At 57.0% G+C, this 16,061-nt stretch carries 12 protein-coding genes and 2 pseudogenes; 4 read left to right on the forward strand and 10 right to left on the reverse strand.

Going from position 1 to position 16,061, the window contains the following annotated elements:
• Positions 1-539 precede the first annotated feature (539 nt).
• From AB4O05_RS18695 to AB4O05_RS18710, 4 genes are all read right to left on the reverse strand, one after another.
• The gene (locus AB4O05_RS18695) at positions 540-2,657 is read right to left on the reverse strand and encodes a hypothetical protein (protein WP_460136064.1); all 2,118 of its coding nucleotides are present in this window, start codon (positions 2,655-2,657) and stop codon (positions 540-542) included.
• Entirely contained in the window at positions 2,644-4,164 is a 1,521-nt protein-coding gene (locus AB4O05_RS18700; RefSeq protein ID WP_460136063.1) for a tyrosine-type recombinase/integrase, read from the reverse strand. Before AB4O05_RS18700 ends, AB4O05_RS18695 begins: the two co-directional genes overlap by 14 nt.
• Positions 4,165-4,175: 11 nt before the next feature.
• Positions 4,176-5,429 (reverse strand): tyrosine-type recombinase/integrase, encoded by a 1,254-nt coding sequence (locus tag AB4O05_RS18705; protein WP_460136062.1) that lies wholly within the window; start codon positions 5,427-5,429, stop codon positions 4,176-4,178.
• 220 nt (positions 5,430-5,649) lie between these two features.
• A complete protein-coding gene (locus AB4O05_RS18710) occupies positions 5,650-6,399 on the reverse strand; it encodes an SDR family NAD(P)-dependent oxidoreductase (protein WP_460136061.1) in 750 nt (249 codons plus the stop codon).
• A gap of 98 nt (positions 6,400-6,497) precedes the next feature.
• Between AB4O05_RS18710 and AB4O05_RS18715 the strand changes: the two genes are divergently transcribed.
• Positions 6,498-6,890: a winged helix-turn-helix transcriptional regulator gene (locus AB4O05_RS18715; protein WP_460136059.1), complete on the forward strand. Its 393-nt coding sequence runs from the start codon at positions 6,498-6,500 to the stop codon at positions 6,888-6,890.
• Between the two features lie 51 nt (positions 6,891-6,941).
• Here the strand turns inward: AB4O05_RS18715 and deoC are convergent, their stop codons facing one another.
• Positions 6,942-7,625 carry a deoxyribose-phosphate aldolase gene (gene deoC, locus AB4O05_RS18720; protein ID WP_460136058.1) on the reverse strand — a complete coding sequence of 228 codons (684 nt, stop codon included), beginning with the start codon at positions 7,623-7,625 and terminating at the stop codon, positions 6,942-6,944.
• 129 nt (positions 7,626-7,754) lie between these two features.
• Here deoC and deoR point away from each other — a divergent pair.
• Positions 7,755-8,512 (forward strand): annotated as a pseudogene (gene deoR, locus AB4O05_RS18725) (DNA-binding transcriptional repressor DeoR).
• Here the strand turns inward: deoR and AB4O05_RS18730 are convergent.
• The 5 genes and pseudogenes from AB4O05_RS18730 to AB4O05_RS18750 form a co-directional block, all read right to left on the reverse strand.
• A complete protein-coding gene (locus tag AB4O05_RS18730) occupies positions 8,509-9,555 on the reverse strand; it encodes an aldose 1-epimerase family protein (protein WP_460136056.1) in 1,047 nt (348 codons plus the stop codon). The pseudogene deoR and the gene AB4O05_RS18730 overlap by 4 nt on opposite strands.
• Positions 9,552-10,883, reverse strand: a complete 1,332-nt coding sequence (gene fucP, locus AB4O05_RS18735) for an L-fucose:H+ symporter permease (protein WP_460136055.1) — start codon at positions 10,881-10,883, stop codon at positions 9,552-9,554. The genes AB4O05_RS18730 and fucP overlap by 4 nt, the downstream gene beginning before the upstream one ends.
• A gap of 27 nt (positions 10,884-10,910) precedes the next feature.
• Positions 10,911-11,831 (reverse strand): ribokinase, encoded by a 921-nt coding sequence (rbsK, locus tag AB4O05_RS18740; protein ID WP_460136054.1) that lies wholly within the window; start codon positions 11,829-11,831, stop codon positions 10,911-10,913.
• Positions 11,832-12,015: 184 nt separating this feature from the next.
• A complete protein-coding gene (locus AB4O05_RS18745; RefSeq protein ID WP_460164919.1) occupies positions 12,016-12,879 on the reverse strand; it encodes a methyl-accepting chemotaxis protein in 864 nt (287 codons plus the stop codon).
• Positions 12,874-13,680: pseudogene (locus AB4O05_RS18750) on the reverse strand (HAMP domain-containing protein); the annotation flags it as partial. The pseudogene AB4O05_RS18750 and the gene AB4O05_RS18745, both read right to left, overlap by 6 nt.
• Positions 13,681-13,784: 104 nt before the next feature.
• On the opposite strand from AB4O05_RS18750, the gene AB4O05_RS18755 reads away from it, so the two are divergent.
• Both AB4O05_RS18755 and AB4O05_RS18760 read left to right on the forward strand, forming a co-directional pair.
• Positions 13,785-14,993, forward strand: coding sequence for a multidrug effflux MFS transporter (locus AB4O05_RS18755; protein ID WP_460136053.1), 1,209 nt, complete (start codon positions 13,785-13,787; stop codon positions 14,991-14,993).
• Between the two features lie 104 nt (positions 14,994-15,097).
• A complete protein-coding gene (locus tag AB4O05_RS18760; protein WP_460136052.1) occupies positions 15,098-15,955 on the forward strand; it encodes an SDR family oxidoreductase in 858 nt (285 codons plus the stop codon).
• Positions 15,956-16,061 lie beyond the last annotated feature (106 nt).

Genomic DNA, 16,061 nt, shown 5'->3' on the forward strand with positions numbered 1-16,061 from the left:
TGTCAACGCTCTGCGTCTGGGACGAACGTGTACCGTAATGTGCAGTCGTCAGAGCTGACGCAGTCCTGCCTAGCAATGTGGGCAGATTACCATGCCGTAATTTGTAGTCGATACGAAGACTACTCAGCCTGATTATCGGGTGTTTCTCAACGGTGCCATTACTGACTCTACGTCCAAACCGTTCATAAGGCAGTTGTGTGCTATTACTGACAGGGCCTCGAAAAGCTTGTCTCGCTGTATTGCCAACGCAGCGTTCTCCGCTTGAAGACTTGCAATACGCTCTTCGAGACTCCTGCGCCGGCGGGCACCATCCGGATCCCTCCCGCTTTCCCTCATTTGAACAATACGGGCGGCCTCAATTCTGTCTCCACGGTCACCTCCTAGCGTAGCTCGGCTTGTCAGGCCCAGCCGGCGCTGCACCTCCGGTCGGGAAATGGGAGCGAGCTCCACTCCTGAACTAATCATCTGGGCGAGGAGAGCGTCTATTGCTTCGTCAAGAGTACCGCCCCTCAATGTCTGTCGTCGTGCCATAGTTGCCCCTAGTCATCTGATACCGAACTGTGTCGTTTGTCCGAGTCCATAACGGTGATTGGACGCCCGTTTGGAAACACGCGTTGCACACCTCCATAGGTATCGCGTGCAAGGACAGATTTTAAATTGTTGAGCTTGTTTTCCTGGTCTGCTAGCCATACATCGCTGCCTGCCTCTCCGGTGCCTGCGTCGAGCATGATGGATATTGCCTTCGTCAGATTCTTGGCTTGTTTTTCAAGGTTGACCCGCTCCGATGGAGTGCCCATCAGATGTAGATGCGAGCAGCCATTCCAGCATTGAAGATGCTTAGGGCAGGGGGCCTGGGAGAAATCGTGGATACAACCTCCGAAAGGGGTCACATGCAGCGCCGTGGCGTGTACGGTGAGGAATGCTTCTGCAGTTGTTGTACCTTTATCTGATAGCAAAGCATGGTAACTATCGGTCAAAGCGCCATGAATGCGCTTATCTCTTATGGCTGTATGTAGAAAGTCGAGGCGCTCGTGATAGCTATTGAACGCCAGGAACTCATGATGGGCAGCGGTGTTTTCTTCAATGCTCGTGTGTTGGTAATAAACATTCTGGTCGAGGCGTTTGCGCCCCAGGGCCAACGCTTGCTGAACATCGCTCATACCGGTCAAGTGGTAAATCGTGTTCCGCCAGTGTCTAGGTTGGTGACTTGTTAGCCTAATTGGAGTCCCATCGGATTCGGTTAATGAGCGACGCGAAAAAATGGACGTATATTTTTCATCGTCACCTAATGCGTGATTGATATCCCCGAGGGTGACCCGACGCGGGACCGCACGAAACACATTCGCCTCACGTCCACCGAAACGAAATTGGCCGTCGAAAGCGATCGCAAGCGTTTCGCTGGTTCTAAGTACGATACGAACTTGTCCCCCGACATTTTCTGTCAATGCCGCGTGCCCACGGATCCTCGGGACGATCAGTCGCTCAATCTCCCCGGCGACGTAACGTCGCTTTAACGACCTTCCTTGCTTTTCATCCGGTTCATCGTCAAATGGATGGACACCGTTGCGTGTGAGGAAAAGGTATAGATTTCTGCTTGCGCTTCTTGCTTCGCTAAAACCTAGCCAGTCCAAGACCTTTGCATCGGAGATCACTGACTGAGGGGGGTAGCTCCAAATACGTCCTGGGTGGAGTTCTTGCCAGGCGGCAATTTCTCGTTGTTCATTGGTTAGCGTTTTTAATCGCTCTACTGCGCGCCTGGCTAGAGGAATGTCGCTTTCAGCCAGCCAATGAACACGGGACTGAAATTGCTTTTCCGCGAAGTACCTAATCCCGCATTCGACCAGAGGCTTGCCATGTGCATCGACAACTACTTCTCCTGTCGTCCCTTTGATCGGCCTTTCGACCCAACAATCATAGGGTATTACGGCTACTTCGTTACCTCGTTGCCCAGTCGCTATCAATAAGTCGATCACTCGCAGCAAAATTTCTTCGCCGTCACTAAGTGGGTTGTTCGAACATAGTGCATATGCCTCCATCGCCTCACGAGAAGGTAATCTATCATCAGATTTACGCTGTTTTACCGCACGATCAGGGTCGTGCAATGAAATGTAATCGTGTCGGCGTTTTTCTGGTTTTGCATCATGCTCAAAGTGGATGGCGAACTCGGTTAATTGGAGATTATCAATCGTATTCGCTATTACTTGGAGGTGAGAGATCGCGTCGTAGATATTCTTGTAGCCGCTCTCACGGAGAAAGCCTACGACGCGGTCGAAATCGCCTCGCGTCAGGAGTGTGGGGTCGGATACGCCGCGCTCAAACAGGGTGTTGTACAGCCGTCGAACAGCAATATTGTATGCAGCCACCATCGAAAACTTCAGGCTTCTGGTGCGTTGTAAATACACAATTAGAGCCTTGCTAAAGTCCTGGAAAGCAAAGGGGAGTGGGCCCTTCGGCGGTGCAGGATAACCTGTCTTTTCCAGGGCTTGTCGGTACGTCTCAAACGTAAGTGCATGTTTGTTAACATCCCTTTGCGGCAACCAATTTCCGATACCCCAGAATGATTCCGCCCATGGTGTTGAAATCGGTAATGACCGAAAAATCGCTTGCTCCTGTGCAATAAAGCTTTCGAGGCTCAGCCTTGCCCTAGACAGCGTCATCTTCGGCACCCTCCGTGTGCTGCCGGCAGCGTTCGATCGTAGCGCTTACTGCCAGGATGGTTGTCTGATGCTGGGCGAGGGGCCGGTTGTGACTCAGATCACCGGCTTGTTCTGCCATATCAATGAACCGTTGGGCCTCCCGCTGGAGCGCATCCTTTACCTGCTCGTGGCGGCCGTCAGCAAAGGGGTGGAACTTCTTGCAGGTGTAGCACGCGTATATAGGATTGTAGGGACAGTGGGTATGAACGGGCAGGGCGCAGGCACCAATATCGCCTATGTATTGCGTATCAATGACACCGCGGACGGCTGCTTCAGGAGCCGCATCGCGGCGTTGGACGATTTTCCCAGTTAATAAGCTGCGCATGATGCGTTGATAGGCCGGGCTCTTACCCAGTGCTTTCTCTTTGATCCGGGCAATGTTAGGGGTGGCCGTTACGTAAGCACGCGCTGCAACCGTGCTGTTGTGACCGAGCAGTTCGGCAATCATGTCTGCTGGAGTACCCTGATCCGCCAAGCCTTGCCCGAGGTGATGGCGCAACAACATGGATACCTGATTCGGCCTATCTATCCCAGCTTCACGCAGCTCGTATTTGAGACCTGTACCGATTTCAATAACCGAGAGACGCCTTCCACAAGGATTGACAAATAATGGTTCACAGTCGCTACCAAAACGGCGTTGAATTTCTAAAACGTGGCGTGAGATTTTCTCACCTAGGCGGGTGGTTATCTTGCGGGGGCGCCGCTCAGGTCTGCGCTGGCCGACTTTTTTGGCCATGGGTAACCACAGGGTATAGTACTTCTCGTGACCTGCGCTCTCAATAAACTCAAAGTCAGCAATGTCAAGTGAATGAAATTGAATCGACCGAGGTGCGAGTTCGAAACCCAAGTGAAGCACTATATTAAGCTGAACATCCTCCCAAGAGTCAGATTTAGGTTCTCGTTCAATGCGTTTGAGCAATCGAACTTCCTCGTCAAGTTCTAACCCAGACTGCGAGAGAAAAATTCGAGCATAGGGGTCAACCCGATCTGATTTTACCTCCTTGATTTTTAAATATGTGATTGGATCGAATCCATTAATTCCTCTATCCATTGCCCAGCGATAAAATCTGCGAAGCCCAATTAGGTTGTGCCTAACTTGTTTAAAGTCTTCTAATTTGGCAATAAAGTTTTGCTGACCCCAAGGAAAGTGTTGGGCGAGGTTGGTGCTTGATAAGTAGACAAGAAACCTAGCAAACATGAATGCTGTTTGGGGAGCATACTTCTCTAACGAATAAGCCATAAAGCCTTTGGCTATTTCAGTAAGCTCTGGAGCTAAGGCTAGCTCGCCCCAATCAATTTTCAGCGCGACTCCACCGTCGTACCATGTCCACACCTTTAGCCGGGTATCGACGTAGCTTGGTTGGTCATTAGTGCGAGTTCGAATCGCAACGTGAGCGGGCCCCCTGAACACGTAAGCTGGCAAAGAGGAGGGCGGTGACGCGTGTTCTTGATCGGCTGATTTGGTCACGGCGAACCTCCTTAACTGTCAAGTCGGCTCCAGGCTGCCGAGGTGCGCTGGGCATTGTGGAGGTTGGCCGACTCGGCTAGATAACGACCTGCGTAACGACGTGGCATAGTCGAGGTCTCAGACCAACCGCAGACTCGCCGTAGTTCGTCCGTGGCCCGCTCGAGGTCATGCCCACGCTGTTCGACCAGGTAAGCCAAAAAGTGGTCTGCAAAGGTGTGGCGAAAGTCATGCGCAGAAAGTGTAGGCAACAATCCTGGATGAGCCAGCTCAATAGTCAGAAACAGCCGATCAAGAACGTTAGACAACGCGCGGATCGACAGCGGGCGGCCACGATCCGAGATGAACAAATAGCGATACAGCAATTTCATCGGTTTACCGTCACGCAGAGGGCGCCGGTCGCGCTGGATATAGCGCTCGTAGACCTCATACAACTGTGCGGAGATGCCTACGGTCCGCCCATGTGTTTTGAGCGCAGGCTCTTCAACGCGCGGGTCGCGGGGATCATGTTCGCGATCATTGATGCTGACATAGGCGTGCTGAGAACCTTTATTGATATCCGTGGTGTAGAGCTTCAGAAGCTCTCCGCGACGGATGCCGGTCTCCAAGAGCAATTCAATCATTAGCCAGTTACGCAGTTGCAAACGTTCCGGGAACGGATTCGCCGCAGCGCCAGGGCGAATCAGTGTGCGAACGATCTGTAGTTGCGTATCTGTCAGGCTGCGGTAACGAGTGCGATCGGGACGAGCATTGATGATATGGCTCTCAAAGCGCCGCTCAATGACGTCGGCAACATCAGGAAATACCACGTTGATGTCAGCCTGTGTGGCTGAATTCTGACGGACGCGCGGGATGTAACGGGTGACGCACCAAGACAAGTATTTTTTCAGCAGGCGCAGGTACTGGTCACGTGTTCGTGAACTGATCTGCTGAAAAAGTACAGTGCCAGCTTTGCCGATTCGGGCGATCAGATTATCGGCATGACGGCCACTTTGGAGCCAAATAGCGTAACCGTCCAGCAAAGCCAGAATCGCTTCAAAGTCGCAGGCCAAGATGGTCTCATCGATATCCAGATCTCGGCTTTTGGCATAAGCGTAGAAAGCCTGGATCGCGCGCAGGTGCGCCGCAGCCGTGTTGTAAGCGCGGTGCCTGAGTTTGAGTTGGACGTAGATGAACGGAATGAGTATGGGCAACGGCGTCGCATCACCAGCTTGTACAAGCAGCGGTAGTCTTTGACCTGAAGAGAACCTGCACTGAATCAGTTTCATCGAAAGCCACCTCATTCAACGAATCGTCATGAACACTATGGACATGGCCCGTTGAGAGAGTAGGCGTCAAATACGAATTGGTCGAATCAGTGACTTACGTAGCTTATGAACATATCTGACATAGCACCTCGTTTAACATAATATACATTATGCGTAATATAGTATTGCGTAATCAGGGGCAGTGCCCATCAGATTTCAACGGGCAAAACCCCTTTCAACGTCAGACCTGGGCAAAGCCTCCATCCACGAACATTTCGCTACCGGTCATGAAGCTGCTTTCATCCGACGCCAGGAACAACGCCGCGGCTGCAATTTCTTCCGGCTGACCAATTCGACTCAGCGGCAACTGCGTGGTCATGTCTTCAATGATCGCGTCTTTCTGGCCGGTGCTGTTAAGCGCCATGTCCAATCCCGGTGTCGAGATCGGCCCAGGTGAAAGTACGTTGACGCGAATACCGGTGCCTTTCAGGTCCAACGCCCAGCTCCTGGCGAAGTTACGCAGCGCGGCCTTGGTGGCGCTGTACACGCTGAATGCTGGTGTGCCCATGCTGCCGGTCGTCGAGCCAGTCAGGATCACCGAGCCGCCGGCGCGCATCAGAGGTAACGCTTTTTGCACGGTGAATAACGTGCCTTTGACGTTGATGCCGAATGTACGATCAAACGACTCTTCGGTGATTGATCCGATGGGCTGGAAATCGCCAAGACCCGCATTGGCAAACAACACATCTATCCGGCCTTTGGCAGCTTTAACCTGGGTGAAGACACGGTCCAGATCGTCAAGGTTCGAAATGTCACCTTGGATGGCGATGGCCTCGTGGCCGATCTGGTGGAGCGCCTTGTCCAGTTCCTGCTGCCTGCGTCCTACGATAACCACCTGCGCGCCTTCCGCCGCAAAACGAATGGCACTGGCCAGGCCGATACCGCTGTTGCCGCCGGTAATCACTGCAATTTTTCCGTTGAGCCTGCTCATGGTGAACTCACAAGAATGTTGAGGCCCAACTCTAGATCCAGGCTATTCTTTTGAATAGTATGCACCTTTTAGTAAGTACCCCCTTGGAGTTCCGGACCATGGCCAACAACAGCTTTAATTGCGGGCTCGAAGCCGCCCTGGCGGTGATTGGCGGTAAATGGAAACCGCTGGTTTTGTATAACCTGGCGAAAAATGTTCACCGGTACGGCGAATTGAGACGTGCGATCGGCGGCGTGACCGATAAGGTGCTGATCCAACAACTCAAGGAGTTGGAACGCGATGAAATAATTGCGCGCATCGACTTCCAGGAAATCCCCCCCAAGGTCGAGTATTCCCTCACGCCCTTCGGGCAGTCCCTGGCGATTGCGCTGGGCGGGTTATGCACCTGGGGCACGGAACATATGCAGACGGTCGAGCGTATCAGCGCACGGCGCACCACTGCCCTCACCCGTTCTGAGTCCCCTATGCTTGAAGCCAGCTCAACTAAATGAATTTAGTTGAGCTAAATTAGTACTGGTCTTTACCGCACCAGCAAACCCCCTTCAGTAACCACTCACTGCCGTCATCGCCCCACCCACAATCGCAACCCCCGAACTGCTGCCCAAACGTGTCGCCCCGGCTTCAATCATCTTCACCGCCGTCGGATAATCGCGCACGCCGCCGGAGGCCTTCACCCCAACCCCAGTGCCCACGGTTCTGCGCATCAGTGCCACGTCTTCGAGCGTAGCGCCGCTGCGGCTGAATCCGGTGGACGTCTTGACGAAGGCCACACCCAAGTCCCGACAGATTTCACAAGCCTGGACCTTCTGTTGGTCGTCAAGCAGGCAGGTTTCCAGGATGACCTTCAACGGCACGGCGCCGCAGGCCTTGTGGACCAAGGCAATATCTTCGCGCACGGCGTCCAGCAACCCGTCCTTCAACCAGCCAATATTGAGCACCATATCGATCTCCCCTGCCCCGGCGGCAATTGCCCGCTGGGCTTCGAAGGCCTTGGTATCACTCAGGCCGGCGCCCAGTGGAAAGCCGACCACGGCGCAAATCACCACGGTCTTGTCGGTCAGGCACGAAGCGGCGTAAGGCACCTGCCCGGAGTTCAGGCACACCGAATAAAAGCCATGCTCGCGGGCTTCCTCGCACAAGGTCCGGATCTGTTCACGGGTGGCGTCGGGCGCCAGCAAGGTGTGATCGATGTACCTGGCCAATGCGGTGGGTGGAAGACTGTTCATTTAAAGGGCCCTTGCCTGTATGTTGCCAATGAATTGTGAGGCGCTTGTCACAGTACTCACGCCAATACGTTATAATACTAACAATTAATGTTACTTATTTAACACCAACAATCAAGCCCTGGAATACCCGTGGACAGTAGAAAAGCCGAGCGACTCAAGCTTATCCAACAAGCCCTGCAGGACCAGAACGCCATTCACCTGAAGGAAATGGCCGCCCTGCTGGACGTTTCCGAGATGACCCTGCGCCGCGATCTCAACCACTTCAGCGACCACCTGCGGCTGCTGGGTGGCTACATCACCCGGGTCGGCAATGAGGTCGGCGATTACCGGGTAGCCGAGCAGGACACGCGCCACGTCGAGGAAAAGCGCCGCATCGGAAAACTCGCCGCGCCGTTGATCCAGGCCGGTGACACGGTATTTTTCGATTGCGGCACCACCTCGCCTTTGTGGTTGATTTCATCCCCGATGAGCTGGAGTTCACGGCGGTGTGCAGCTCGTTGAACGTGCTGCTCAAGCTGCAGAACAAACCCAATTGCCACATTGTGTTGTGCGGCGGCACCTTTCATCGCAAGAACCAGGTCTTTGAAAGCAGCGCCGAAAGCAGCATCCTCGACAGCGTGCGCCTGACCTGGGCTTTCGTGACCGCCGCCGGCGTCAGCCAGGAGTTCGGCGTGACGTGCTTCAACTTCAATGAAGTCGAGGTCAAGCAAAAGGTCATGCGCCAGGCCCAGCAGCGCGTGTTGCTTGCCGACTTCAGCAAGTTCGACACGGTGCGCACCGCCCACTTCGCCACCCTGGAAGACTTCCAGTACGTGGTCAGCGACAAGAAAATCCCCCGCAGCTATAAGGACATCATCCAGGCCAGCGGTGCGCAATTGCTGGTTTAACCCAGCAACCTCTGCCGCTCCTGCGCACTCAAGTAACCGGTGGTGACACGGAACGAGGCGCTGGCGCCGGGCGCCAGCACCCGCACGTGGCCCTTGGCTTTTTCGGCGTTATAGCCCTCGGGTTCGCAGGTAGACGGCAGCACAAAGGCCGCCACTTGCTGATCCGGCGTGTGCAGGATCCAGCGCGCGGCGTGCTCGAATTGCTCGGGACGGTAACGGGTATAGAACGCCGCACCGTCGGGATGATCGAGCAGAAAATGCGCCTGGCCCGCGGCGTCTGTGCCAACGCCATCGAAGAAAAACACGATTTCAGGGTCGTACAGTGACGACTGTTCGAGGCAGGCCAATTGGGCCGGATGCTCGGCCAGTTGCGCCATGTAGGCGCTCCACGCCGGGGTCGGCGTGACGTGGTCCGGCACGCTGGTACGCAGGCGCTGGCGCTGCATCCCCAACGGCTCGACAAATCGGGCGCCGTCCACATACGCGTAGTTCATGTGGGCCATGTACATCAGGTCCATGGGCTTGCCCGCCAGGTTCGTCACGTCCATGTCGATATCGAACAACGCCGAATCGGCACGCAGTGTCACGCCAGGGCAAGCCCGATAGCGATCACCGAACCCCTTGGCATATTCATACGCGCCGCTCAGGCGCAAAAAACCCTCGCCGATCTCCAACCAGGCCGTGTCCATGGGCGCACAGGGCATTTCGCCGTGCAAGGCATGCGTGTCATCAGGCGCCGGGCAACCGTTGCGCAACAGGCCGCTGTGAAACATGAAGCAGCCATAGGTATCGATGACTGTCGGGCTGGGCCGGGGTTGCGCGAACAGGTTGCTCATGGTCAGGTCGCAACCGTCGAACACAGCCGACCAGATCATCTGCCCCTGATAAGGCAGTATCACCAGTCGTCCACGGCTGTTCTCCAGGCTCAGGGCCGGCACCCCGGACGGGTAGGTCCAGGCGCTGACCTTGAATGCCTGCGACTGCAGCAGGATCTTTTCCTGCTCACCGAACATCGCGCGATACAGCGGGATACGTGTAGTCATGAGGCCACCGCCCGCGTCGCGCCCAGCGGTAAGGTACCCGGCTGGCGCATGCACTTGAGCGCATACATCACGATCACGATAAAGCACAGCAACGGCACGCTGTAGGCCAGTTGCATGTTGCCGCCGCTGGCGTCGGACAACAGGCCCTGGAAGATCGGAATCACCCCGCCGCCGACAATGCTCATCACCAGCAACGAACCGCCGACGCCGGTATCTTCACCCAGGCCATCGATGGTCAGGCCGTATATGGTCGGCCAGCAAGGGCCCAGGAAAATGCTCACGCCGACCGCTGCATACACCGCCGAAATGTTCGGCACCAGGATGGTGTAGGCCAGCAGCACGATACACAGCACCCCGTAGATCGCCAGGACCTTGGCGGGGTGCAGACGCCGCATCAACAGGTTGGCGAGCAACTTGCCGACAAAGTAGGCAGCAAAGGTGGTCAGCAAAAACCATGACGCGCTGCGCTCATTCATACCGCCCATTTGCATGGCCAGGCGAATGGTGAAGCTCCACACCCCCACTTGCGCTCCCACATAGAGGAACTGCGCCAATACCCCAAAAGTGAAGCGCGGGTTACGCCACAGGCGCCCCAGGCTTTCGCGCAGGCTGCCAGGCTTGCTACCCGCCGGCTTATTGCCCTTGCAGGCGGGGAACCGCGTAATGGCGATCAGGATAAATATCAGCACCAGCACCGCGATCATCCACTTGTAGGGCAACAACGTGGACTGGATCATTTGCAACTGCTGCACGGCCGCCTCGGAGGCGCTCATCTGCGTCAGTTGTTCAGTGGTCGCATCGGTGTCCTTGAACATCACGAAACTGCCCACGTACACCCCGGCCATTGCACCGAATGGGTGAAAGGTTTGCGAGATGTTCAAGCGCCGGGTCCCGGTTTCCCGTGGGCCCATCAGCGTCGAGTAGGTGTTGCAGGCGGTTTCCAGGAACGACAGGCCGGCAGCGATCACAAACAGCGCAAGCAGGAACATGCCGTATTTGGCCGTGGACGCGGCGGGGAAAAACAGCAGGCAGCCGAACATATACAACAGCAGCCCGATCAGAATCGTGCTCTTGTAGCTGAAACGACGCACCACCATTGCGGCCGGAATCGCCACAAAAAAGTAGCCCAGGTAAAACGCCGACTGAACAAAGGCGGTCTGGAAGTCACTGAGCAAAAACGCTTTCTTGAAGTGGGCGATCAGCACGTCATTCATGCTCGCCGCCGCGGCCCACAGTGCAAAGATGCTGCACAGCAGGATAAAGGCGAACCAGGGCGTGCGGTTCAGGTAGAAACCATCGGGTGTCTGTTGCAGCGCAGGTTTGTTCATTATTGTTCTCCGGGCTGGTTGAGGGTGTTAGCGCTGTTGCTGAAAGCGAGCGAACGCTTCACTGTCGGGATAAGAAGTCTGCGTACCCAGGGCCATGACCGAGCAGGCGGAATACGCCACGGCCTGTTCCATGGCCTGTCGAATCCTGCCGTCCAGGTTCCAGTGATGAATGAAACAACCGATAAAGGCGTCGCCGGCCCCGGTGGTGTCACGGGCGACAACCTGTCGGCCCGGCACCTGGAACTCACCCTCCTCCCCGACGTACAGTGCGCCGTGCTCGCCGAGGGTGACGATCACGTGGCGAATGCCGCTGGCCACCAGGGTGCGTGCGGCGGTTTGGGCCGAGGCCGGCGAGTCCACGGCAAGGCCGGTGATCAACGCCAGTTCCGATTCGTTAGGGATCAGGAAGTCCAGTTGCGCCAGGTGCTCGGCGCTCAACCCGGCCAGGGCCGGCGCCGGGTTGAGCAGCACCGCGATACCGTGGCGGTGCGCGAACTCGATGGCGTAGTACACCGTCTCCAGACTGATCTCCAGTTGCAACACGATCAGCGTGCACTCACGCAGATCGTCTGCCGCCGCATCGATGTCCGCCGGTGACAAATGCGCATTGGCGCCTTTGACGATCAAAATGCTGTTGTGGGAGTCGGCCCGCACAAAAATCGGCGCGACGCCGCTGGAAACACCAGGCACCCGCTGTACATAACGGGTGTCGATACCAAAGCGCTGGAAGTTGGCCACTGTATTGTCGGCAAACATGTCGTCGCCGACCTTGCTCAACATCAGTACATCAGCCCCGAGCTTGGCTGCCGCCACCGCCTGATTGGCGCCTTTGCCGCCGCACCCCAGGGCAAAGCCCGGCGCCTCCAGGGTTTCGCCCTGGACCGGCATGCGGTCGATATACGTAATCAAATCCACCATGTTGCTGCCGATGACTGCGATCTTGCTCATTGCTATCCCACCTTGTTGCGGCACGACCAGGCAGGTTGAGCCGCTCTTGTTTTGTTATTTAAATAACATTAGGTGTGAATATTCAATCTTTATTTTGCAGGACCGACTCAAGGCGTCGCCCGAGTCACCCTGGTACAGGCAAAAAAAACCGGCCCGCAGGGGGCCGGCCGGTCATATACCTGCGTTACAGGCTGAATCGATCCACGGACTGCGACAACTTGCCGGCCAAGCCAGACAACTCATCGGTGGTTGAGGCGGTTTCGCCGATGATGCGGCTGTTGTTTTCCGACATGCCGGCGATCATCTCCACCTGGTGGGAGATTTCATTGCTGGCCAGGCTTTGTTCACTGATGGTGCGCGAAATATCGTTCACCAACTCCGTGGTGTTCAAGGTGGCTTGCAGAATGTCGCGGATCGCTCGCTCCACCTCAGCGGTCACGGCCATGCCCTTGTCCACCTGAGAGACGCCCTCCTCCATGCTGGTCACCGCCTCGCGGGTGTTTTGCTGGATACGTCCGACCATGGCGGCAATTTCCTGGGTCGATGCGCTGGTGCGTCCCGCCAGGCTGCGCACCTCGTCGGCCACCACGGCAAACCCGCGACCTTGCTCACCCGCACGGGCCGCTTCAATCGCGGCGTTCAAGGCGAGCAGGTTGGTTTGGTCAGCGATGCCTTTAATGACTTGGATAATGCTGTAGATCGCCTCGGACTCCTTATCCAGCGTGCGGATAACCTGAGCCGATTGCTGCGCCGAACGGGCGATGCCATCCATATCCTTGACCACTTGGTGAATGACGCGGCCGCCATCCTTGGCCAAGGCTTCAGCCTGGTTGGCCATATCCAGGGCGCGCCCGGCGTGCCGGGTAATTTCTTCAATACTGGCGGTCATTTCACTGGCGGCCGCCGCCATGGTGCTGGCGGCGGCGCTTTGCTGCTGGCTGCTGCCGGCGACTGCATGGCAACCCTCACTCAATCGCTCGCTCATACCGTTGACGCCATGGGCGTTGCTGCGCACGACTTCGATCATGCCGCGCAGGTCACGCTGCATGGTGGCGAGGCTGCGAATCAACGAAGCGGCTTCATCTTTGCGCCGCGGTTCGACAATCGGCTCGCTCAAGTTACCGCGGGCGATGCTCGCAGCAATGCGGCTGGCGGCTTGCAATGGCCCCATGATGCTCAGGGTGACCCAGCGGCCCTGAGCCAACAGCAGCAGGAGGCTGGCAATCAATACCGCGCCCAGGGTGAGGTTGGCGTTGCTGAGGGTCTGTCGCGTACCCGCGCGGGTTTGTTCGGTGTTGCTTTCGATCAGTTCGCTCAGCGCAGCCATTTGATCTTCCAGCTGGCTGAACACGATATTGAAGCTATCCAGTTCGCCGCGAGCGCCCTCGGGATTCTCCAGGGCCAGGGCGACAATGCGCTCACCTGCGCCAATGTAGGTGTCCAGGCTGGGTTTGATTTTTTCCAGACTGGCCTTGAGCGCGTCGTCCAGCGGCAACTTGAGGTTGTCCCCCAGCACTTGGCGAAAATGCTCGGCATGCTCCTTGAGCGAACCATTGACCTCATCCTTGGTACTGGTGCTCTTGCCCAAGCCCACCAGCATGGCCGACAACACATCGGCGCGCAGGGCGTCGTGCATCATGTCGGCTTCCATATGGTTACGCAGCACGGTCATGCTGACCTCGTTGTCCTGCACGGCGTCGCCCATCCGTGTGTTGCCCAGGTAACTGGCCAGGCTCATGACCACGGCCGTCAGCAACCCGGTGGCAATCAACAACATCAAGCGTAATTTGATCGTCATGCTGGTATCCCCATACTTGGACTGCCGTTGGCAACTCAACCGCTCGTACATCGCTAGTCGTGTTATCGGCACAGTAGTTATTTAGTGAAGCCTAAGTTTGCGGATCCGCGCGGATCCCTTAAGCTGGCCGGCCGTTGCTCCACCCGGAACTGCCCATGTCTCGAAGTATTGCCCACCTGGCCTTGCTGCTGGGGTTGATCACCGCTGTCGGCCCGTTCGCCATCGACATCTACCTGCCCGCCCTGCCCACCCTGGGCGCGAGCCTGCATGCCTCACCGGCGGCGGTGCAGATGAGCCTCACGGTGTTTTTCATGATCATTGGTGTGTGCCAGCTGTTTTACGGGCCGATCAGTGATGTTTTCGGGCGCAAACCGCCGATTTATGCGGGGCTGGTGATCTTTGCCGTAGGCAGCGTCGGCTGTGCCTTGGCGCCCACCATTGAGGTGCTGATCGGCTTTCGCGCCGTGCAGGCGTTTGGTGCCTGTGCCGGGATGGTGATTCCCCGCGCGATCGTACGCGATCTGTACACGGGCCATGAAGCCGCGCGGCTGATGGCCTTGCTGATGCTGGTGATGAGTGTTTCGCCGATCCTCGCGCCCTTGGCCGGCAGCCTGGTGATCTCGCTGTGGAGCTGGCGTGAGGTGTTTGCCGTACTCGCGGTGGTCGCGGTGCTGTGCCTGCTGATGACCATCGTGCAACTGCCCGAAACCCATCCCCCCGAGCGCCGCCTGGGCAAGACACTGGGCAATGCGTTCAGCAGTTATGGCGCCTTGCTGCGCGACCCGGTCTTTATCGGTTTATCGGTGGTGTGCGGGTTTGGCCTGGCCACATTCTTCGTGTTTATCGGCAGCGCGCCTTTTGTGTACATCGAACACTTCGGCCTCACCCCTACGCAATTCAGCCTGTGCTTTGCCCTGAACGCCGCGTCGTTTTTCGCCATGAGCCAACTCACCGCACGCTTGAGCGCGCGTTTCGGCCTGGCGCCGCTGATTCGCTGGTCGGTGACGGCCGTCGCGGCCGTGATGGTGGTGCTCGCGGCGACTACGTTGTGGGCCGATAACCTGGCGGTGATGATGACGTTGCTGTTTATCGGCTTCGGTTTTCTCGGCCTATTGCTGCCGGCCGCCGGCGTATTGTCCCTGGAAGATCATGGTGCGGTAGCGGGTTCCGCCTCGGCCCTGCTGGGGGCGATCCAGATGATCACCGCGGCAGTGTCCATGACCCTGGTCGGTGTGTTCGCCGACCACACTCCAGCGCCGATGCTGGTCGGCATTGCGCTGTGTGCCGTTGCGGCAATGCTCACCGTTATATGGACCTTGCGCCGCTTGCCGACGCATCTGGCGAGCGCCCCGCCCTCGCCCTGACGACTTGTGACCACTCGTCGGGCCTTGAAGGCATCAGTTACAACTATCGCGGGCGGGCGGCGACCTAATTCCTTAGCACCCGTTGACTGCTATAGGAGTTTGCAATGACTGACTACCCACGCCCGCCCTTCGCCCCTCAAGCCCAATCCGTGCCGGGTTCGCAGAAGAAAATGGACCCCTACCCGGACTGCGGCGAGCAGAGCTACAAGGGCTCCGGCCGTTTGGCCAACAAAATCGCGCTCATCACCGGCGCCGACAGCGGTATCGGTCGTGCCGTCGCTATTGCCTTCGCCCGTGAAGGTGCCGATGTGGCTGTCGCCTATCTGGATGAGCATGAAGACGCCAGGGAAACCGCGCGCTGGGTCGAAGAAGCCGGGCGCCAATGCCTGCTGCTGCCCGGCGACATCGCACAGAAGGCCACCTGCCAGGCACTGGTGGACAAGACCGTCGAACAGTTCGGGCGCATCGATGTGCTGGTCAATAACGCCGCGTTCCAAATGACCCACGAAACCCTCGAAGAGATTGAGGACGAGGAATGGGTCAAGACCTTCGATATCAACATCACGGCGATGTTTCGTATTTGCAAGGCTGCCCTGCCCCATATGAAAGCCGGCAGTTCGATCATCAACACCAGCTCGGTGAATTCGGACATGCCCAAGCCGACATTGTTGCCCTACGCCACCACCAAGGGAGCGATCGCCAACTTCACCGCCGGCCTGGCGCAGATGCTTGGCAGCAAGGGAATTCGCGTCAACAGCGTGGCGCCGGGCCCGATCTGGACGCCGTTGATCGTCGCCACCATGACCGACGAAGAGGTACAAGGTTTTGGCGGCCAGACCCCACTGGGCCGTCCCGGCCAGCCGGTGGAAGTGGCGCCGATCTATGTGCTGCTGGCCTCGGATGAAGCCAGCTACATCTCCGGTTCGCGGTATGCGGTCACCGGTGGCAAGCCGATTCTCTAAACCGATGCATAGACTCAATCAAGGTAAATCATCTTTTGGATTAAATACCTTGAGTAACTCATTGTTTAAACGAGATATTCAGTGAGTGCGCGAGGGCCAAGCCTAG

The sequence above is a fragment of the Pseudomonas sp. S1_G07 genome, assembly GCF_054668565.1.